The organism is Paenibacillus sp. PL2-23, from assembly GCF_040834005.1.
Lineage (GTDB): Bacteria > Bacillota > Bacilli > Paenibacillales > Paenibacillaceae > Pristimantibacillus.
Genome location: NZ_CP162129.1, coordinates 2,046,323 through 2,067,385 on the forward strand (window position 1 = coordinate 2,046,323; position 21,063 = coordinate 2,067,385).

Below are 21,063 nucleotides of genomic sequence, written 5' to 3' on the forward strand. Positions count from 1 at the left end.
TGCCCAATATGCAATGCCAAATAAGTGGTTTAGAGAAATCGGTCTATTTAAGACAAGCAGTAAGTAATCAATTGACTAGTGACGTGCCTCTTTGCACCTTGTTGTCTGGTGGGCTTGACTCATCCGCGATTACTGCGCTGGCAGCAGCTGAAAAGAGGCCAGGACTGTTGCAGTCTTTCTCGGTCGACTTTCGAACTTCTAGTGATGGATTTATTCGTGATGCTGTTCGCGAAGCCCCCGATTCGCCCTTTGCACGTGAATTGTCACAATTTGTGGGTACAGATCATTATGAGATCCTTTTAAGCGGAAAAGAACTTCTGTCTCCTGAGGTGCGGAGCGGCGTACTTAATGCCATTGATTTGCCTCCGTGCTATTGGGGTGACATGTGGCCATCTTTGAATTTGCTCTGTCGAGAAATAAAGAAATATTCAACTGTAGCTCTGTCTGGTGAAGGTGCCGACGAGTTATTCGGGGGATATCAGTGGTTTTTCAATCCGAACGCAACTCAATGTGAAACATTCCCTTGGCTCACATCTGGTTCTAACCGCTATTTTGCGGACTGAAGCTCTTCAATCGTAGCTTCCTCGCTCACCTAGACCTTGACAATGCAAGAAAGCAGAGTTTTTTAGAAGCTTTAGCCGAAGCTCCTAGGTTGAATGGTGAATCAGACGAAAATTTGCGTATGAGAACTGTGAGCTACTTGAATTTGACCCGCTTCTTGCAGACCCTGCTTGATCGGTTAGATCGTATGAGCATGGCTCATGGCCTTGAAGTACGAGTACCTTTCTTGGATCATCAACTAGTTGAATACGTTTTTAATGTTCCTTGGAATATGAAGTCGTTTGATGGGCGAGAAAAGAGCCTTCTACGTGCTGCAATGAAAAATATACTGCCTGACTCAATTCTACAACGGAACAAGAACCCTTACCCAGCCGTTCAGGAATCGCAATACGAATCGGGGCTTCGTCATATGTTGCAGCAGGTACTTGAGGACCGGAATGCACCAATTTGGCCTCTTCTTGATAAAGACAAAGTGAAAAATGAATTACAGAGAAATTCCTCAGGCGTCAGTCTTCCTTATTCACGAGGAAGTCTTGAGATGTGCTTATGGCTCAATATGTGGCTCGATAAGTATAAGGTTGAGATAGAACTTTAATAAAGATGGCAATCGTCCACGTTTTGGCGAAGTAGAAGGGATTATCTCGATCAACGGAGAACGTTTCTCAATCTGCTAATCTCTACTAGCATTGATATGATAAGCAAGTTCAAAACTTTTTTGATAGAGTTATTGAGCTTGCTTGAAATTCAGTACGTTATATTCCAGTAGCCAATGAGGACAGTTACTCATGTAGCGAACTTCATGGGATTTTTTGGTATTACAGAGTTGTGAAAATAATGTCAGAGAAATAGATGCCAACAGGTAATTTAATAGAAAGAGGGTAGTTGAGATGGATACTCGACAGATAGTGATTTTGGGTTCTACAGGTTCAGTTGGTCAACAAGCCTTGGCCGTGGTTCGTGAGCATCCCGGTGAATTTCGTATTCTAGGGATTGGAGCAGGTGGCGGTCAAATCGATATATTGGCTAAGCAAATCGTAGAGTTTCAGCCAGAGGTAGTGGCCATTGCCAAAGAGGAGTCATTACCAGAAATACACGCTGCTGTACGCGATGTTTTAGCTGCACAAGGCCTTCGAACAGGTGAATTTTCAAGTCCGCAATACTTATCTGGAAACCAGGCAATTGAAGAGCTTGCTAAGATGTCATGTGATGTGGTGCTAAACAGTATTACTGGAGCAGTAGGCCTGAAAGCGACCTTAGCTACCTTGCGTTCAGGAAACTTGCTCGCTCTGGCCAACAAGGAATCACTTATTATAGGAGGCGAACTCGTCACACGAGAAGCTCGCCCCGGCCAGATAATACCTGTAGACTCGGAACATTCCGCTTTGGCTCAAGCACTTCGTGGCGGAAAAGAATCAGAGGTGAAAAGACTCATTATCACCGCAACGGGAGGACCTTTCCGCGGGATGAGACGTGCCGAACTAAAAAACGTTACTATTGTGCAGGCTCTCGCTCACCCTAAGTGGTCAATGGGGCCAGTGATCAGTATCAATTCCGCGACCATGGTTAATAAGGGGCTAGAAGTGATTGAGGCACACTTGTTATTTGGCATTCCCTATGCAAATATCGAGGTTGTTGTACACCCTGAGGCTTTCATTCACTCAATGGTAGAATTCATTGATGGGTCTACAATTGCACAAGTGAGTCCTCCTGATATGAGGTTGCCCATCGCTCTCGGTCTTAAATGGCCTGAGAGAATTCCTCATGTAGTTCCTGGTGTAGATTGGTTATCGTCACATAGCTGGTCCCTACAGCCATTGGATAAAGAAATGGGCTCAATGGTGAGTCTTGCTCGCCATGTTGGCGAACTGGGGGGGGCTGCTCCTGCCATTTATAACGCGGCTAACGAGGTGTGTGTCGAGGCTTTCGTGTCCGGTCGGTTACCTTTCCTCGGTATTTTCGATGTAGTTGAACAGGTCGTTCAGAAATCCACGCCCACTGTGAATATCCTTACTTTGGAGGATGTACTTGAATTCGAAGCGCTAGCACGGGTTTCAGCTAATGAGTTGATCAATAGTAGGCTCCGTTAATAAAAAAAGGCTTGAGATACGAGGAGGAATCATATGTTGGTAGATCATGTTGACAAAGTCTCTTGTGCTAGTTTTAATCAGACGGTGCCGAAGGAGTACGTGCATAAATACGCACTCGATGAGGTCTTTATTACAAGTTGGGCTCACGTGGGCGATCAGATGATTCTGGGTGCTGTCCTCCCACGCGCGCACTCACTTTATTGCGAATTCCCGGCTGAAGATAGATCCCCAGATATTGCTCTCATTACCGAAGTGTGCCGTCAGTCTTGTTTTGTCGTTGCACACACAAAGTTCGAAATTCCTGTGCAAGGAAACCGTTTTCAATTCCTCTTAGAAGAGCTTGAAGTAGAGCTAGTCGAAGTTAGCAGTTTACCATCGAAACGCCCTATTGAGTTGTTGGTGGAATGCTCAATTGAAGAGATGAAGCGCAGAGGCAGTGAAGTATCTTCGCTTGTTTGGGTATTTACGGTTTGGGACCGCGAGGGGAAAGTTCGAGTCGCTAAATCACGTATGAAAATGGTCTGGATCGATAGGCTTGATTGGCACCGCATGCATACTCACATGCGGAACGGACGTGATCTGAATACTACTATTGAAGCCAGATCCGTATTACCTTCTGAAGTATCTCCGAAAGATGTGGGTCGCCAAAACCGTGATAATGTAGCTTTACAATCTGTCACGTCATCTGAAGGAGAATTTCAGGCAATAGCTAGGGTGGACACAAGACATCCCGTATTGTTTGATCATCCAATAGATCACGTTTATGCCATGGTGCAGCTTGAAGTGAGTCGGCAACTGGCCATTTACATTGATGCAAAGATGAGGAATGTCAGCCCTGAAGAATTAGAGGTGTTTGCCTTTAAGGCGAAATTCACTTCCGTTGCTGAACTCGATCTGCCTCTTGCATTATGCGAAGAGAAACCAGATTTACTCACTGGTGAAAGAGATGCAATGGTACACCATATACTATTCCAGCAAGGGGGTCGCACGGTTTCCAAATGCCAACTATCAACCAGAATGCAGCTCAGGTAGAGGGATTGCAATGATTAATAAAACAAATAGCCATTCCCAATTATTCATCTATTAATGACGTCTGTCCTAATGCTGGGAAACGTAAGACTTTTGAAAATGCGAACAAAGCAATAGGAGAAACTGTAACCTTATCGGAAAAGATTATTCCGAACTCGTGGGTTGTATTACCATCATGAGGGAGCTGACCAGCCGCACCAAATCCATATCCATGGAACAGCGAATTGTAGCATTAAATCGATTTCTGATGGGATGGCTAGGATACTTTTGGATTGCTTCAGCTAAAACACACTGCGAAGAACTGGACAAATGGATACGTAAACGACTTCGTACAAGTATCCGGATACTACGAAACCTAGGTATTCCCGAACAAGCGGTCTGCATGATGGCGAACTCACGACTTGGAAATTGGGAAATATCCCGTGTCACAAATAAAGCCCTTGGCAACTCCTACTGGGAGAGACAAGGTCTGAAAAGTTTACTTTCTCGTTATCCGAAGCTTTGTTAACCTTTAGGAACCGCCGTATGCGGACCCGCATGTACGGTGGTGTGAGAAGATGGGGGCTAGCCGCCATCTCTTACTAGATAGGTAATGTTTAATTCAGTGACTTCATCAATGCCTGCTTTTTGGACTTCTCAAGAATTGCTTTCCGTCGTCGGTCGTACCGCTTGCTTCAATGGCGGTAATGATTTCGTTTTCCTTATACTGGATTTATGCCTAAATCGCGCATCGGGATCAATCACGGACTGAACGTCTTTTTAAGCGAGGAACCGTTCCTCCTCAACGATTAGCTTATAGATATTCGCCTGAGCGATTCGCTGTATCGCCGTATCATCGTATTTAAACCATGAATTTGCAAATATCGTTCGTGAATTCTACGGGGTCGTTAACCGTCGAACCCAAAATTGTGATATTGCGAGGTTGTTATAATGACCAGCGTTAGCCAAGTTCTTGCTTGGCCGTCCGGAAAAATACTTCAATACGCCAGCGTTTCCCATAGACCTCAAGCGCTTGTTTAGGAACATCATGGCGGTTGCTAATGATCAAATAGGCGCCCTTGTAGGTGGCAAGGGAATCTTGGCCCTCCTCGGCTGCTGCGGCCGATTCTTCATCTTCTTTCAAACGAGTGGCGACAACAGCGGCAATCGGAACAAAACGATGTTTCACAGTCGGTTGCCCTTTTCGCCCTGTGGCGGGATAGGGCAGTTTCATATAAATATCAGCTAGTGCGATGGCCGTCAGACCGGAGGATCCTTTGGCCACAAGGGATTTGTACGTCTCTTTAATCAATTGGCGTGCCGATACGGGAATAAACCTGTCGCGTCGGCCCGGCTCCTTCACGATTCGGAACAAAGCCGTGTTCCGTTTCGCTTTGGTTACCCAATCAAACTTATTCTCCATGAGGAATACAAAAAAATTTTTGCATAAATACCAACGATCCATGGCAATCCATAAGCGACACGAGACATGCTCTCGCAGCATCAGTAGCATTTGTTTGGCCAAATCAAGCTTGGAGAGTCCGTGCTCGCCTTCTTCCACCTTACGCCACATGCAGTAGTAGAGCGGATATTCAAGGCCATTTTGCAGCACGGCTTAAAATACAACCACATTCATACACCAGCTATAAGCTTTTGTAGAAGAGTCCTTGAGCCAACAAAGGAATGGCAGGCATTTAGCAAACGGATGATTGCTATGGGTATCATCTAGAGCTACCTCCAAACAGGTGGCTCCACTTACCGGAGGGGTGGATCATTTTCGCCGGAGGCCTGGCTCACTCACGACCGGAATGGCGGCTCTATTTCATCGATATGTTCAATTGAGGAGCTAGAATTATAATTAACGTGGCGGGCTGGGGAGATCAAACCAAAATCTTACCCAGCCTTCTTCGCTGCGAACACCGTAAGGCAATTGGAGTAAGTGAAAAAGTGATTTGCAAATGGCAAGACCTAGTCCGCTTCCGGAAATAGAGCTTTTACTCTTATAAAATCGTTCGAAAACAAATGAAAGATCTTCATTGGAGATCTGACCTCGATTGGAAACCTCTATCGTAATTCCTCCTGATGTACCCTTTACCCGAATCAAAACTTCACTTCCATGAGAACCATGTTTTACAGCATTATTGAGCAAATTAGAAATAATGGTCCGAAGCTTTTCTTCGTCGCTGTAAACAACCTCGTTATCAATGTTTTGCTTTATGATGCGGATTTCCCCTTGAGTTGCTAACGGCCGATTGGAATCCACCACATCATGTAACAGCGTATTGATATTTAACACACTGATTCTGACTTTTTCCAGTCCGCTATTGAACTTGGAGTACTTGAGCATATCATCGACCATATGCTGCAGTCTATCCGTGTTCTTGCTGATCTGACGACAGTACCCGGTTAATTCTTCTTGTCCATGCAATTCATCTTCCAATAATTCGTTAAACGCGGATATCGCGCTAATGGGGGTATTCAATTCATGAGATACGGCTGCATAAAATTCCTTCTCCGCCAGCTCCCGCTTCTGAAGCTCCTCGGCCATTGCCTCTACCGAGCGTCCTAAATCGCCTAACTCGTCGTTTCTCTTCCACGATAAGCGAATGCCAAATTGACCGGCCGCAATGCGGCTTGCAGAAATCTGGAGTTCATTAATTGGTCTGACAAGCGTTTTGGAAAGAACAAAAGCGATTAAAGTGGCCAACAGTAAAGCCGTTACACCAATTCCAATTAATTGACCGGACAACATGTCGTTCATTTGCTGGGAAAAGGAAAGTGGCAAGATAGCGATTACATAGCCTCCTTTATTAAGAGGTTGTCCTGCAATGACCGCTTTAACCGAACTCGGATTATCCGCCTTGGGAACGGTGACGATGAACGCTTCACGTTGCTCAATCTCACTAGCTCCCTGCGACAAGGCCGTTTCCAGCATGAATTTCACTCTGAAATTTCTCATAGCGGTAGAGCGCTCCAATACCATGTTTGGTCCATAAACAGCAAAGATACCATATTGTTCGCTTTCAAAGGCGAGGATGTCGGAGGATACATCCAATTGCCGGTCGATCCGTTCTGCGAGCCAGTTAATTTCCTTTTGTAAATATTTTTCTGTGGTCACACGATAATTATAATCCAGTTGAACCACTTGAACGATAAAGAATAGGACCATGATACATGTGATAAGTAGAGCCATCGTTCCCCATAGCTTCAAAAACAGTCGGTTGCCCTTTAACTTATTTGACGTACTCAAAAGCGTACCCAACCCCCCAAACCGTCCGAATCAGCGAGCTTTCATTGCCAAGTGATTTCCTTAAATTCTTGATATGTGAATCAACGGTTCTATCCGTAATCGTCAAATCATCCTTCCAGACTTGATTCAGTAAAGACATGCGATCGAATACAACATTCGGATGGCTGGCAAGCAAATATAACAAATCAAACTCCTTGCGCGTCAGGCTGATTAATTGTCCCCGAACGAGCACTTGGCGCGTTATCGCGTTGATCGAGATCTCTCCATAGGACAGCATAGCTTGATCGGTTGTTAAATGCGTATTCATGCCGAATCTTCTTAATAAGGCTTCAATCCGGAAATGAAGTTCTTTGAGCGAAAAGGGTTTGGTTACATAATCGTCCGTACCCGCAAGGTACCCTTGCTCCTTGTCCCATTCCTGTCCTCTGGCAGTTAAAATGATGATTGGAAGATTGGAATGCTCTCGAATCTTCTTCACAACCGCGAAGCCGCTTATGTCGGGCAACATCACATCTACAATAACAAGAGAAATGGAAGTGTGTATATCGAGCAGCAGCAGGGCCTCCGAGCCTTTAACGGCACTGTAAACCGTATATTCTTTTTTCTGCAGAAAAATAGTGATTGCTTCAAGAATAGAGGGGTCGTCTTCAACGAGGAGAATCTCTCGCTTATCCTTCATCCAAACAGCCTCCCGCATGAAAGTCTATAGTCATTATTCCATTTGAGGCCATGACTTGTCCAATGCCGAGAGCTTAATGAATTCTCCATTCTTTCATCACAATTTGGAGATATACTTACTTGAGCATTTCATGCAGGTATCTGAGAAAGGAATGAAGAGAAATGAAATTATTGGAACAAAAAAAGGGAAGAAGACTTCTCCTGCTAGGCTTCATATCTGCAGCTCTAATCGCCAGCTCTGCAGCATGCAGTAATGAACCAAGCCAAGTTGCATCGTCATCCAACCAGAATGGATATGATGAGCAAACGCCAATTCTGCTGCACAACGAAACCTTTTTTGTCGGTGGCTCTTACAATGGAGCGCAATATACGGGACAATCCATGATTCACCGACTTTCATTAGGCGAACAGAATACGCCTATCGTTATGCTTCCAGGTTTAGGACTATCCGCGTATATCTATACGTCGACACCAGATGGAAGAGCGGGCTGGACAAGCGATTTCGCTGCTGCCGGATTCGATACTTATGCCGTAGATACGCATAATCTTGCGGTATCCGGATTGGACGCTGCCGCTTTCGGCACCGAAAATCAGCCGTCACTTTCGGTATGGGGGGAATCGAAAATATGGAAAACGTGGGGGTTCGGAGATAATCCAAATGAACCGTATCCGGACACGCAATATCCAGTCGAGTATATTGAACAGTTGTATGCTTCATTCTCACCTCAAATCTCGGAGAGCAAAAGCTCGGGTGTCGCAGGAACGGAGACGCAAAGCTCAGTGAAAGATGGCGGTTCAGTTGAACAGCAGCCTGCAGGCAGAAGGATAGGGGCGCCTGCTGACGTACAGGCACCGGAAGGAGCGGCTAAAGGAGGCCAACGTCCAGCCGGAACGGAGCAAGCCGAAGGAGCAGGACAAGGGGGGCAAAGCTCCAGAAATGCAGACCCGGTCGAGGTTCAGAATATGATTGCTCTACTTGAACGTACGGGACCGTCCGTTCTCATGGTGCATTCCATGGGCGGCGTTACCGGCTTCGAGGTTGTAAGGCAGCGTCCAGAGTTAGTAAAGGCTTTAATCGTGATCGAGCCGGTGGGCTCGCCGACCGACAAGACTGATTTGGAGCAGCATTTCGTCAATGTCCCTTATCTTGCCGTATATGGCGATTATATTGAGAGCAGAGGTCAAACCGGTCGATACGAGTCTTGCATAGAAACCGCGAAAGTGTTGAACGAGCTTGGCGGATATGGGGAAGTGATGACTTTGACCGATCTTGGGTACAAAGGAAACACCCATCTTATGATGCAAGATAGGAACAAGGAGGAAATTGCGGAGCATATCATCCAATGGATTCAGTTACATGTGAAGGCTTAGCGCAAAAGGCCGTCCTGTTGTCGTTTATCGACTACAAGACGGTCTTTCTCTATTACGTGTATATGTTGTTCACAGCGATGAGCACAGCAAACAATTCGTCAACCTCACCAAACAACAAATCCTGAATCTTACATCATCACATTTTTGATGGAAAAAACCAGTGTTATTGATGCTTGCTTTTGTACTCCTGGTTTCAATGTTGGCGGCCTGTTCAGGCGGCAATAACGGAATGAATGCAAAAAACTCAAACGGTGGGAAGGCTGCAACAACCAAAAAACAAACGAAGGAGGCACTCCGAGAGAGCATTCTTCTCTCGGAGTGCGCCTTCTTCCTCTTTGTTTCATCGGTTGCTTGGCGGTATTTATTACTCTTTCACACCTCCAGCGGTTAGTCCTTCCACCATATAGCGTTGAAGGAACATAAAGGCGACGAGCAAAGGCAACGTTGCGACGACGGCCGCAGCCGATGCTCCTGACCAGTTGTAGGTGAATTCCCCCATAAACTTCAAAGCCAGGCCCGGGCTGATCGTCCGCATGTCCATTTCGCTGACGAGGGACAAGCCGAACAAGAAATCATCCCAAGCAATGAGAAACGTATATATCGAAACAGATAGAATTCCGGGTGTCGTAAGCGGAACGATGACGCGAAACAAAGTCATGAACCGACCTGCTCCGTCCATCTCCGCGGCTTCCTCCAGCTCCTTGGATATGCCGTCAAAGAATGTTTTCATCAACATAATGCAGAAAGGAAGAGCGGTGGTGGTATTGGCGAGAATCAGCACCCATGGAGTGTTGAGCAGGTTTAGGGAGCTGTATAAACTATATAAGCCGATCAGCAGCGTGACGGCTGGAAACATCTGCGTCGAGAGAAACAACAGCAGAAGCAGATTGCTTCCGGGGAACTTGACCCGGGAGAAGGCGTACCCGGCAAAGATGGATACAAAGATGCTTAGCAGCGTAGCCCCCCCTGCTACAATAATCGTGTTTTTATAGAACACAAGAAATTCTGGGGATCCAATAACGCTCAAGTAACTTTCAAACGATAGCTTGAACGGAATCCAATTTGGCGGTAGTTGAAATAAATCGCTATTTGTCTGCAGAGAAGTTATGAGCAGCCAATAAATCGGGAACATAAAGAGGATCACAATGGCTGCGAGCAGGAGATGGGGCCAAACAAGTGCTCTCTTATTCAACATCAAACGAAAGGTGTTCATGAGATATGCCTCCTTAATGCGCGCTTCCTCTGTTCATGATTTTGGTGAAGGCAATGGAGAAAATAAACAATACGGCCATCCATATGACGCCGATGGCTGAGCCTCGGCCGAAATCGTATTTCTCGAAGGCGGTTTCGTAGGTTAATATGGCTAAGGATTGTGTGGCATCGACCGGACCGCCGCCTGTAAGTGTGAAAAACAACGTAAACATCTGAAAATTCTGAACAATCAACATAAGTGTAACGGTTGCGATAACCGGCTTAAGAAGTGGAAGTGTAATTCTGAAAAACACTTGCGTGGCGTTCGCTCCGTCAATGCGAGCTGCTTCGTATAAGCTGCGCGATATGTTTTGCATGCCCGCCAGAAGCATAAGCGTCATAAGTGGCGTCTGCTTCCAAATCGCTACGATTAGAATAGCAGCGAGCGCAAAGTCAAAGCTGCTCAGCCAATTGACGTTCTCATCGATCAAGCCGGCGTTCTTCAGTAGGTAGTTGAACACACCATAATCAGTTTGATACATCCACATAAAGATGAGCGAAGCTACAATTGTGGGTATGGCCCAAGGAAGCATGAGTACGCTTCGGAAAAAGCCGCGCAGGATAACGCGGCTATTGAGTACCAACGCAATAATCATACCAAGCACCAGTTCCATGCCTACGGCAATTCCGACATATCGCAGTGTGACTCCGAATGCATCATAAAATTCGGATGACATAAGAATTGATGTATAATTCTCGAATTGATTCCAAGAGGAAGTCGGCTGAAGCAGAGAATAATCCTGCAGGCTCATCGCGAATGATTGCAATAGTGGAATAACAATGGTCACGATAAGCAATAGTATTGCAGGTAAAATGAGAATGGCGGCAAAAATCAGGTTTTTATGTTCGCGGGACAATTTGAGCTGCATCGCTGTTTTCGCATCCTTTCCCTTCCAAGTTGAGCCTCCATTATTGATATAATTCCTTGATTTTCGGCATGATCCTGGCTATGGCTTCTTCCGGCGTGGAGCCTTCCGAGACCATAACAACCATACTTGCCGCTTCTTTCATCGCGTTGTCAAACTTGGGGTTTTGAGTCGGAAGCGCTGTCGCTGTAGCCATCTGCGCGTTGAACACCTTCGCGTATTCGTCCTCGTTCATTTCCGGTAAGGCGGCAATGGATTTCCTGGAAGACAATACGCCATTTGCTGCATGGTACATCTTCATCGCATCCTCTGATACGAGGAACGTCACAAGCTTTGCAGCGGCATCCTTTTGTTTGCCGTCTTTGGAAATGACCAGTTGATGCTCGGTAAAGACGGTTTCACTTTGATTAGATTGATTAACGGGGATCGTTGTTACGCCCCACTCCTCATCGAACGCTTCGCCCTTGCCGCTAGTGCCGCGGAACACGCTTCTGCCGAAGTCGCCGTCGGACACCATGCCAAGTGTGCCGTTGCCGAACATGCCGCGCAAATCAAAAATCTCTGCTCCTTTGGGAGACGTCTTGTTCGTGACGAGCGTTTGAATGTAGGCGAGAGCGTCCCTGAGAGCCGTACCTTCGTCAAATACGACCTTGCCTTCGTCATCGACGAACTTGCCGCCATAGGACAGAACGATACGATACAACATATTACCTGTATAGGAAGTATCCTTCGTATTCTCACCTATTCCATAGATCGGATTGCCTTTTTCGTCTTGGCCAAGCTTCGCAATTTTGTCGGCCATCATCAGCATTTCGTCCCATGTTTGTGGAGGCGTGTTGGGATCTAGACCGGCTTTTTCAAACAGTTTTTTATTCCAGAAGAGAGCGTTGGGATGTGGAGCCCAAGGCATGGCCATTACTTTATTGCCGTATGTTACGCCCTTCAAGCTTCCTTCGAGAATGTCATCGATCAAGGAAGCTTCCAGAAGCTCATCCATCGGCGCAGCGATGTCGGCTCCAACGAATGCCGACGTAAAGTTCTGATTGGCCATAATAACGTCCGGAGCATTGCCGCCGGCGGAGCTTACAAGCACTTGGTCCTTGTATTGATTGAAGGGATAACCAATTGATTTGACAGTGATACCGGGATTTTGTTTTTCGAACTCATCCATTAAGTCATTGTAAATATCTTTAGTGGCATCTTCGACCGAAATCCAGTTCGCAAATGTAATTTCGACCTCTTGCATGACAGGCTCCTTGCTTGGATTACTCGATGCAGCAGATGTACCGTTACTGTTGCCGTTAGAGCCGTTGCCGGAGCATGCGGATAAGAGCAGTGCTAACAGGAGGGTTAGCGTAACGGCAAGCATGGTGCGTTTTTGTCTCATTTTGGTGACCGCCTTTCAAGCGTGAATTTTGAGTGCGCTTTCATTCTAGCATTGCTAAAGGGGTCACATAAGGAGGCATCCTTGCGAGAAAATACCAAATTTTTATGAATGCTATTGGTTCTGATCGCGAAAACGTTTGGGTGTAATGCCTTCACGGTCGTGGAATACTTTGACAAAGTATTTGGTGCTGGCATAACCTACGGCTTCCGCTATTTCGTAAACCTTCATCGGACCGAACAAGAGCAGCTCCCTTGCTTTCTTCATACGCATTTCAGTCAAATAATCAAGGAAATTAGTGCCAACTTCCTGCTTGAACAACGCACTCAAGTAACTGGGACTCATATGCACATGGTCCGCAACCTCCTTGAGTGTTAAGCCGCTTACCGCCATGTTTTTCGTCATGTAGGCAAGTGCTTCGCGAATCCACTCATTGCGAATCTCGCCCGATTCGCTCTGAAGATATTGCATAAGATTGGGGTTACCACGCAGCAGGGTTATCGTTTTTCTTTCATGGACCAGCTTGCTTGCTTCATCGATAGACTGGATCAGCTTGTCGGGATCGATGGGCTTAAGCAGATAGTCGGAGGCGCCGTTCCTCAGTGCTTCCTTCGCATACTCGAAGTCTGCATAGCCCGTTAGCACGATGCATACCGGATCAAACGTGGAATCTTTTAATTGCCTGATTAATTCCAATCCGTCCATGCCAGGCATTCGGATATCTGTGATGATGATATCTGCATCAAAGTCCCCCAGGCGTTGCATGGCGTCAAGACCATTCGGGCTCGCTTGGCATAAAATATGTTCGTCCCAATCCTTCAACGTTCTCATAATTCCGTTACGTGTTAGCTTCTCGTCTTCGACGACCATTATTTTCAAAGCTTCCATATGCCGATCACCGCTTTCTGAAGGTTGGTTTGGGCAGCCGGATACGTACTGTTGTACCGCCCGGTTTGCTGCTATCAATCGACAATCCGTATGAGTCTCCATACTGCATTTGAATTCGACGATGAACATTGAGTAAGCCGATCCCCGTCTTCATGGAGCCCTGGAAGCTGTCATTGAGCTGCGGCGGTTGAAGGAGCAGATTCTGCAGCAATGTCAATGTCTCTATGGTGCATCCAATGCCCGTGTCAGTGACGATGATATCGAGATATTCGTCTATCTCGGTTGCTAGAATTCGTATGCTTCCGGGATGCAAGGAGGGTTCGATCCCGTGCTGTACGGCATTCTCAACGATGGGTTGAATGATTAGCTTCGGAATTTCAATGGCCATGAGGTTGGGCGAAGCCTCTACCATCCAATCCAGCTTTTCGTCGATTCGCATGTGAATGAGAGCAAGAAACCGTTTGACATGTGTTAATTCTTGCTCAAGCGTCGCGAATTCGGACGAGCTGATGGAATATCGGAATAGCTCGGATAAATCCAATATTAGAGAGGCCGTCTGATTCTGGCCCTGCTCCCGTAATATCCAATTGATGGCTTCCAGTGTGTTGTACAAGAAGTGGGGATGTATCTGGGCATGCAGCGTTTTTATTTCCGCCCGATGCTGCGCGAGTTCCTTTTGGTAGCCAATTTCGATCAACTGATGGATGTCGTTAACCATTTTGTTATAGGACATGTTCAACTCGTTGGCTTCCCGGTTGACGTATTGGACGGGGTTCGGCGTGAGTTGGCCTCTACGTGCTTTTTGCATAATTTTACGAACTTGATAGATCGACTTCGTTATAGGAAGTGAAATCCAATAGGATAACAGGATTGCGAGTCCTACACTAATGATGCCGGCAAGCGTGAGCGAATATTGCAGCTTCTCAATAGGCTCGTTTATTTTTTGAATGGGAATCATGATAGCAAGCGTCCAACCGGTCAGATGCGATATGTGATGAACGACACGGAAGCTTTGCCCGTTCCAGTCGATGAGGTCGGAGCGAACAGCCTCCTCCAAACCAAGTCCATTCATTTCGTGGTTGGCGTGAATAAGGTTTCCAGTCTGGTCGTATAAGCGAATCATGGTGTCATCGGAGACATCTCTTGAAATTTCATTCAGAACGGAAACGTGCAAGCGCACGAGCTCATAACCGCCAGGGGTTCCATCGCTATCTAACAGCATAATTTCGCGCAGCGCGATGAGCTCATTCTGTTGTGCGGAATCCAAGCCCAGCCAGAACAGCTTGCCCGTCGTTTCACTTAGCTGCGTGGACAACGATGTGAAATTCGAAAGCTGTGAAGCGAGCGTGAGTTTGTAGACGGGAGCGTATGGTTCACCGTTGCCATTATATATTTCAATGGATTGTATGAGAGGAGCAAATGCCATGTACCGATTCAATATGGGACCTGCATCCAGTTTTCGATCGAGCGACAGTTGTCCTCCGGACAACATGGAGGTGAGGTCGGCTTGAATCGTGTTATCCATTACCGCTTGCAGGGCAACGGTATCGGCTTGGATTAGAAGCGCTTCCAATCGTCCGTTTATTTGAGTTGCTAGATTTCGGGAATAGGACTGAGCGTCCCGATCCAACATCGGCACGATATTCCGATAGGCGATGAAACCGCCGAGCAGAATGCCAAACAACATAATTAGAATAAGCGCTCCTGATATTTGGACACGCGTGGTTGTTAGGTTTAAGCGGTCTAGTAAAGCTACAGTTCGGGTGAGCGTGGCAGGCAACCCCCTTCATGAAGTTTAGCTTGCGATTATCGAAGAAACAGATGATCCGACGCAAGCAAGCTATGCTCCCGGCGGAATTGACCAGGCGATACGCCCACCCAGCCACGGAATACCTTGGAGAAATAGTTGCTATTCGAATACCCGATGGACTGCGCGATCTCTTGCAAGCTCATGCTTGTCGTACGAAGTAGATTGACAGCTTTCTCAATGCGGAGTTTGTTCAAATATTCAATGGGCGGGATGCCTGTGCATCGCCTAAATTCCCTCAAGAAATGGTATTTTGACATTTCAGCAATCTCTGCAATTTCATCCAAACTGCCTAAAGTATCGTAATGAAGCTCCATATACTCCAGTGCTCTCTGGATACCGGTCGGAAATTGCTGCGATGATGCAGGATAGACTGCGCTTCGAGAGAGCTCAGTCAGGAATTGATAAGAGAGAGCGGAGGCGATATAGCCGTCCTTAATCTGCTGTCGTCGAGCCATCTCGAATATGTTGCGGAGCAACTGAATGGCGCTGCTATCGGCAGGAAAGGAGCTGATAGAGCCTAGACTGGCGGCAAGCTCGTTATAGATTGGAAGGATATTCCCAGTGAGAGAGATATAAAGGTATTCCCAGTGGCTGCTGTCTGCGGGAAAGTAGTAATGGTGGTCGCTAGGCACCCAGACTAGGAATCCATTCCCAGCATTCAAGGTATAGGTTTGATCTCCGATTCTTATTCGCCCCGTACCCGATATGGTGTATTGGAACAGAAGCATTGAAGGACTCTCCCTTGTAAGTCCATTCCAGTTATAGTCTGCTGACATGGTATTCTCCCAGCCTACTCCAAGTATCATGGAGACGGCGTAGGAGGGGATATCGCGAAAACGGAATCCATAAGAATGGCGGAATGGCTTGGATAATTGTGTCACGAATATACTCTCCTTTCAGATTAGAAAGTAGCAATATTATATACAAAACCATCTACAGCAGGCTAGTGGAATTTCGTAAGATAAGATAAATAAACGGTGAATTGTGAAAAAAAACATCGTATGAGCCCCTATATAATATAAGGGAGAACATCGGCCGAACTTGAAAAAATATCCCAATGGAGGTGACTCTATGCGAGCTTCAAAAGAATTTCTCAAATCGTTGGGCTTCCCTGAAGGAGACTTATATAGTCTTCCAACCTCATCGAAGCGATTCCCCGACGGAGCGCAATATCGAGTAGAACTCCCTAGCGTTGAAGGACCGCGAGCTCTAGAGGCTGCACTGCAGGCCATGGATCACTATGGAATCATCATTCATAGAATCTCGCAGGGCAGCGGAATCATGCTGTTAACCGATGAAGAGATTGTTGACATGGGAAGAATGTGTGAGGAGCGCGGGATGGAGTTAAATCTATTTGTGGGGCCGCGAGGAACATGGGATATAAGTGCGCAGCCGCTTACATCTGCAGGCAAAGCAATGGGACTTCGGCATGAAGGAATGGATCAGTTGGTATTCGCAATGGAGGATCTGAAGCGGGCTGTGAAATTAGGTATTCGCGGCGCGTTGGTCGGCGATGAGGGTCTGCTGCTGATTACCAAAGAAATGAAGTTGGCCGGTTTACTGCCGCAAAACTTCGTGGTGAAAGGTTCCGTTCAAATGATGGCTGCGAATCCGGTATCGATTCGTCTTATGGAACAGCTTGGAGCTGATACTTACAACGTGCCGACAGCGCTGACATTGCCGAAACTTGCAGCCATTCGAGAAGCCACCGATATCCCAATCGATCTCTATGTGGAAGTGCCCGATAACTTCGGTGGATTTATTCGCCATTATGAGATTCCGGAGTTGATCAGAATTCTGTCGCCTGTATATATAAAGTTCGGGCTTCGCAATCATCCTGATGTCTATCCATCGGGCAAACATCTGGAAGCGACCAATATATCCCTTGCCCAAGAAAGGGTGCATCGCGCGGCGCTCGGCATGCGAATGATTCAGGAGTATTATCCTGAAGCAGTTGGTTCTACTTGGGGAGCGAAGGGTTTAGGGGTACCCCAAATCTCCTAAGCAAAGAGAGGAGTTGCATTCAAACTTGATATCAGCAAAGTTATATATCCAGGGTGAGTGGAGAGAAAGTGAGTCGGATAGAAGGGGAGAACGATATAATCCAGCTCATCTTGAAGAGCTGGTGGGCACTTATGAGGTTGCAACAATACAGGAAACAGAAGAGGCAGTTTTATCTGCAAGCAAAGCTTTAAAACGTTGGAAAATGAAGGCTGGACCTGAAAGAGGAGAGTATTTGTTTAAAGCGGCGCAGCTACTTGAACACAACGGGAAAGAGCTCGCTTGTCTAATAACGAGCGAGGTAGGGAAGCCATTCGGCGAGGCCATGGGAGAGGTTAAGCGAGGAGTCGCGCTGCTTCGTTATTATGCGGGTGAAGGAATGCGAGCGTTAGGGGAGGTATACCCGGCTTCGGACGGGCCTTCCCTCCTCTATTCCAATCGCGTCCCGTTAGGCGTAGTAGGAATAATTACTCCTTGGAATTTCCCGGTCGCTATTCCCTTATGGAAGATCGCGCCTGCGCTTATCTATGGAAACACAGTCATATGGAAGCCGGCAGAGCATTCTTCGTTGACAGCATACCGCCTCATGCAACTGTTGGAACAAGCGGGATTCCCGCCAGGAGTGATTCAGTTCGTGACAGGTATAGGCTCGGAGGTTGGGCATACCGTCATTAATCATCCGTCTATTAACGGGATTTCCTTTACGGGGTCTAATCACGTTGGCAAGCAAATAGCCAAAGCTGCCGTAGAACGGGGAGTAAAGTATCAATTAGAGATGGGCGGAAAAAACCCGACTATTGTGGCAGCCGATGCCCATCTCGAACAGGCTGCGGAGATGACGGTCAGCGCGGCGATGCGATTCTCGGGTCAAAAGTGTACAGCTACAAGCCGGGTTATTGTCGAAAGAGCTGTACTGGAGCCTTTTACGAAGCTTCTTGTCGATAAAGTTAAAGGAATCAAGGTTTCGGATCCCATGCAAGCTGATTGTTTTCTAGGACCTGTGGTTCATCCTTCTGCCCAAGCCGATATTCTATCGGCAATTCAACAAGGGGTGAATGAAGGAGCAAGGATACGGGCTGGAGGGTCTCTGTCATCGGAACTGTCGGAAGGTTGTTATGTTAACCCTACTGTCTTGGATCATGTTAAGCCTGATTCGGACCTGGCGCGTAAGGAAATTTTCGGACCTGTATTGGCGATTATACCTGCTGACGATTTCCAGCATGCAATAGCCATAGCCAATGATAGCCAATATGGATTAAGTGCTGCGATTTTCACGAGCGATATCGATCGAATGCTGTCATTCCTTAAGCATATTGAAGCAGGCCTCATCAAGGTGAATGGCGAGACTGCCGGAGTTGAACCACATGCGCCGTTTGGCGGCATGAAACAATCGAGCTCCCATTCCCGTGAACAGGGACGTGCCGCCATTGAATTTTACACATCGGTACAAACAATCGTTATTTCTCCTGCTGGCAAGTCGTTGGAGGAGGCAGAGGCTTGAAAATTATAGATGCACGTATCTATCGAATCGAATTACCGGAGGACACATGGATTTGGGTGGCGTTGGAATCGGATCAAGGCATAGTAGGTTGGGGAGAGGCCACTGACGGAGGTCAAGCGGAGCTCCTTGCGACTTTGTTTACAGAAGAAGCCAACAAACTGATGGATACGGACCCGCGATATATTCGCAAGCTGACACATAGGTTTCAGGAGAAAGATTACCATCCTTCTTACCCTGTTCAGAGACTTGGATCCACAATAAGAAGTGCAATCGACCAAGCATTATGGGATTTAACCTCCCAAAGCTATGAATTGCCCCTGCATGCATGTCTTGGGGGAGCTGTCAATCCATCTATTCCACTCTATGCCAATTTAAATAGAGGCCTAAGGGAGGATCGTTCCACTGAGGGGCTCCAAATGAAAGCGAAGGAAGCGCGCGAGGCAGGCATATCCATGGTCAAGTGTACGCCGTTCGATGAGTTGAATCCGTTCAAGGATTCGGAACTTATGGCTATGGCATTCTCTCGCATTCTCGCCCTGTATGAGATTGTACCTCCTTCTCGTGTTATGCTGGATTGTCATCAGAGGCTGAACCGGCTGTCATTGATTGCATTGTTGGAATGGTGCGAGAAGCATGGTCGCCCCTATTGGATCGAGGATCCACTGCCTCCTGAAGCAATAATTCATTTCCCTGAAATTCGGGCGTATGCTCCTTATATTCGTTGGGCTGCAGGAGAGGGGGTGCTACATGAGAAGGAGTTAGTTCCCTATCTAGTAGGTCGATATTACGATGTGTTAATGCCGGATGTGAAACATGCCGGCGGCGTAACAGCACTTCAGACCTTCATATCAATGGCCGAGAGTGTGGGGCTGAGTATTTCCTTGCATAATCCGACCAGCCCGATATCCACAGCCTTCTCGGCGCATCTTACTTCGTTATGCCGTCATTCCGTACCTATGGAATATCCATGGGGAGTTACCCAATTGAGATCAGCGGCCATGACTGCTGACGAACCGATAGAGAGGGGGCATTATGTGCTCTCGAATCGGCCTGGTATCGGTATGTCCCCTAATCCAGTATTCATGAACAATTTTGGGCGTGTTTGGAACGGAAGGCAGTTCGTTGTATCCACTGTTCATTAGTAATGCCGTCTGAATACGTATGAAATGATCTCCTGATAATACACTGTTGGTATTCCTCATCATATTGTTTCCTTTCCCTATTTGAATGTAATTGATGTTGTATTATATTTGGATCAGTTACATTGAATAAATAGGTTGAAAGGAAGGTTTTAAGTGATAAATGCTGAATCGCAAATTCATGGAGCTGTATATATTTCATCCAGAGCTTACAATTCATATCAGATGTGGAAAGAATATTGTAGGGAGGAGATAGAACGTGATATTGGTTATGCAACAAAACTGAACTTGAATGCACTTCGCATCTGGTTAAGTTATGAATACTGGCAAGAAGAACCGGAGCTACTTAAAGAGCGATTCGAGCATCTTCTTACTGTGGCGTATAGTCAAGGTATTCGAATTATGCCAAGCTTGTTTGAATGTTGTGCTTCACCGCAGACAAGAGAGAGACTGCTTGACAAGAATCCATTAACAGCAGTAGCTGTAAATTCTCCATTAGAGGAAGTTGTTAATGATGCATCATGCTGGAAAGATACCGAGCTGTTTGTTAAATGGATTATGGAGCACTATTCATCCGATGAGCGTCTATTAGCCATTGAGATTATAAATGAACCGAATACTCCTCAACGTTTTCGGTTTGCTCGAACAATGGTTGAGATTGCTGCAAAGTTAAAAGGATCAATACCTATCACCGTCGGAAGTATTCATGCGGAGGAAAACTTGTATTATCTTGATCTTGGAATAGATATATTTCAATTTCATGACAATTTTCCGAGTGAACTGAAGTCTTTTTCGGATAGAATCCAGCAATCTCTTCAAGTTGCAGATATTGTTGGAAAACCGATCTGGATAACGGAATGGCAACGGTTGCGAAAAGGCAGAATTGGCTGGAATGGCGAAGGAACCGATAATGAAGAATGGCAGCCAGAATATGTAACGTTAGCTAATGTAGTGAGAGAATCAGGAATTGGCCACTTCTTTTGGTCACTCATGGTAAAGCCTGCATACCTCATAGGTCAACGCAAAAGTGGAACACTTAATGGTGTGTTCCACGAAGATGGATCAGTATGGAGTCTCGAAGATGCACGTGCCATCTCTGGTCATGCAGCGTTCCATGCTGAGGAAAACAAAAAATGGCCAGACTGGGCAAAAGCTATATCGGAAACTTATATAAAGAAGTAAATAACGAGTTGAGTATGAATTATTCTGAATACATGCTGATACTAGTGAAACATCTCCTCCCCATTAAGGGTGTGAGATGTTTTCTG

The 21,063-nt window shown here is 46.4% G+C and carries 19 protein-coding genes; 10 read left to right on the forward strand and 9 right to left on the reverse strand.

Annotated features, from left to right (window positions below; all coding sequences use genetic code 11):
- The first annotated feature begins 8 nt into the window (after nt 1–8).
- The 5 genes from AB1S56_RS08545 (at nt 9) to AB1S56_RS08565 (ending at nt 4,185) form a co-directional block, all read left to right on the forward strand.
- Complete coding sequence (locus AB1S56_RS08545) at nt 9–563, forward strand: asparagine synthase C-terminal domain-containing protein (protein ID WP_367903468.1); 555 nt, start codon at nt 9–11, stop codon at nt 561–563.
- A complete protein-coding gene (locus tag AB1S56_RS08550) occupies nt 560–1,156 on the forward strand; it encodes an asparagine synthase C-terminal domain-containing protein (protein WP_340872837.1) in 597 nt (198 codons plus the stop codon). The genes AB1S56_RS08545 and AB1S56_RS08550 overlap by 4 nt, the downstream gene beginning before the upstream one ends.
- A 292-nt stretch (nt 1,157–1,448) precedes the next feature.
- On the forward strand, nt 1,449–2,648 hold the full coding sequence (gene dxr, locus AB1S56_RS08555; RefSeq protein ID WP_340872809.1) for a 1-deoxy-D-xylulose-5-phosphate reductoisomerase: 1,200 nt from the start codon (nt 1,449–1,451) through the stop codon (nt 2,646–2,648).
- Nucleotides 2,649–2,681: 33 nt separating this feature from the next.
- Complete coding sequence (locus AB1S56_RS08560) at nt 2,682–3,680, forward strand: AfsA-related hotdog domain-containing protein (protein ID WP_340872807.1); 999 nt, start codon at nt 2,682–2,684, stop codon at nt 3,678–3,680.
- A 172-nt stretch (nt 3,681–3,852) separates the two neighbouring features.
- A complete protein-coding gene (locus AB1S56_RS08565; RefSeq protein ID WP_340872805.1) occupies nt 3,853–4,185 on the forward strand; it encodes a group II intron maturase-specific domain-containing protein in 333 nt (110 codons plus the stop codon).
- 432 nt (nt 4,186–4,617) lie between these two features.
- Here the strand turns inward: AB1S56_RS08565 and AB1S56_RS08570 are convergent, their stop codons facing one another.
- The 3 genes from AB1S56_RS08570 to AB1S56_RS08580 all read right to left on the reverse strand — a co-directional run bounded on the left by AB1S56_RS08570 (nt 4,618) and on the right by AB1S56_RS08580 (nt 7,585).
- Nucleotides 4,618–5,268 carry a transposase gene (locus tag AB1S56_RS08570; RefSeq protein ID WP_367903444.1) on the reverse strand — a complete coding sequence of 217 codons (651 nt, stop codon included), beginning with the start codon at nt 5,266–5,268 and terminating at the stop codon, nt 4,618–4,620.
- 246 nt (nt 5,269–5,514) lie between these two features.
- The gene (locus tag AB1S56_RS08575) at nt 5,515–6,906 is read right to left on the reverse strand and encodes an ATP-binding protein (RefSeq protein WP_340873494.1); all 1,392 of its coding nucleotides are present in this window, start codon (nt 6,904–6,906) and stop codon (nt 5,515–5,517) included.
- Nucleotides 6,890–7,585, reverse strand: coding sequence for a response regulator transcription factor (locus AB1S56_RS08580; RefSeq protein ID WP_340873492.1), 696 nt, complete (start codon nt 7,583–7,585; stop codon nt 6,890–6,892). The genes AB1S56_RS08575 and AB1S56_RS08580 overlap by 17 nt, the downstream gene beginning before the upstream one ends.
- 161 nt (nt 7,586–7,746) lie before the next feature.
- Here AB1S56_RS08580 and AB1S56_RS08585 point away from each other — a divergent pair, with 161 nt between their 5' ends.
- The gene (locus AB1S56_RS08585) at nt 7,747–8,955 is read left to right on the forward strand and encodes a hypothetical protein (protein ID WP_367903445.1); all 1,209 of its coding nucleotides are present in this window, start codon (nt 7,747–7,749) and stop codon (nt 8,953–8,955) included.
- 364 nt (nt 8,956–9,319) lie between these two features.
- On the opposite strand, the gene AB1S56_RS08590 is transcribed toward AB1S56_RS08585, so the two are convergent.
- The 6 genes from AB1S56_RS08590 to AB1S56_RS08615 form a co-directional block, all read right to left on the reverse strand.
- The gene (locus tag AB1S56_RS08590) at nt 9,320–9,952 is read right to left on the reverse strand and encodes a carbohydrate ABC transporter permease (protein ID WP_340873488.1); all 633 of its coding nucleotides are present in this window, start codon (nt 9,950–9,952) and stop codon (nt 9,320–9,322) included.
- A 229-nt stretch (nt 9,953–10,181) separates the two neighbouring features.
- Nucleotides 10,182–11,075 (reverse strand): sugar ABC transporter permease, encoded by an 894-nt coding sequence (locus AB1S56_RS08595; protein WP_340873486.1) that lies wholly within the window; start codon nt 11,073–11,075, stop codon nt 10,182–10,184.
- Nucleotides 11,076–11,115: 40 nt separating this feature from the next.
- Nucleotides 11,116–12,459: an extracellular solute-binding protein gene (locus AB1S56_RS08600; protein WP_340873485.1), complete on the reverse strand. Its 1,344-nt coding sequence runs from the start codon at nt 12,457–12,459 to the stop codon at nt 11,116–11,118.
- A gap of 111 nt (nt 12,460–12,570) precedes the next feature.
- A complete protein-coding gene (locus AB1S56_RS08605; protein WP_340873483.1) occupies nt 12,571–13,344 on the reverse strand; it encodes a response regulator in 774 nt (257 codons plus the stop codon).
- A 7-nt stretch (nt 13,345–13,351) separates the two neighbouring features.
- On the reverse strand, nt 13,352–15,031 hold the full coding sequence (locus AB1S56_RS08610) for a sensor histidine kinase (RefSeq protein WP_340873480.1): 1,680 nt from the start codon (nt 15,029–15,031) through the stop codon (nt 13,352–13,354).
- A gap of 119 nt (nt 15,032–15,150) precedes the next feature.
- Complete coding sequence (locus AB1S56_RS08615) at nt 15,151–16,035, reverse strand: AraC family transcriptional regulator (protein ID WP_340873479.1); 885 nt, start codon at nt 16,033–16,035, stop codon at nt 15,151–15,153.
- Between the two features lie 190 nt (nt 16,036–16,225).
- Between AB1S56_RS08615 and AB1S56_RS08620 the strand changes: the two genes are divergently transcribed.
- The 4 genes from AB1S56_RS08620 (at nt 16,226) to AB1S56_RS08635 (ending at nt 20,977) form a co-directional block, all read left to right on the forward strand.
- Nucleotides 16,226–17,158 carry a U32 family peptidase gene (locus tag AB1S56_RS08620; RefSeq protein ID WP_340873477.1) on the forward strand — a complete coding sequence of 311 codons (933 nt, stop codon included), beginning with the start codon at nt 16,226–16,228 and terminating at the stop codon, nt 17,156–17,158.
- Nucleotides 17,159–17,183: 25 nt separating this feature from the next.
- Entirely contained in the window at nt 17,184–18,656 is a 1,473-nt protein-coding gene (locus AB1S56_RS08625; protein ID WP_340873476.1) for an aldehyde dehydrogenase family protein, read from the forward strand.
- Entirely contained in the window at nt 18,653–19,798 is a 1,146-nt protein-coding gene (locus AB1S56_RS08630; protein ID WP_340873474.1) for a mandelate racemase/muconate lactonizing enzyme family protein, read from the forward strand. The genes AB1S56_RS08625 and AB1S56_RS08630 overlap by 4 nt, the downstream gene beginning before the upstream one ends.
- 153 nt (nt 19,799–19,951) lie before the next feature.
- Complete coding sequence (locus AB1S56_RS08635; protein ID WP_340873472.1) at nt 19,952–20,977, forward strand: cellulase family glycosylhydrolase; 1,026 nt, start codon at nt 19,952–19,954, stop codon at nt 20,975–20,977.
- Nucleotides 20,978–21,063 lie beyond the last annotated feature (86 nt).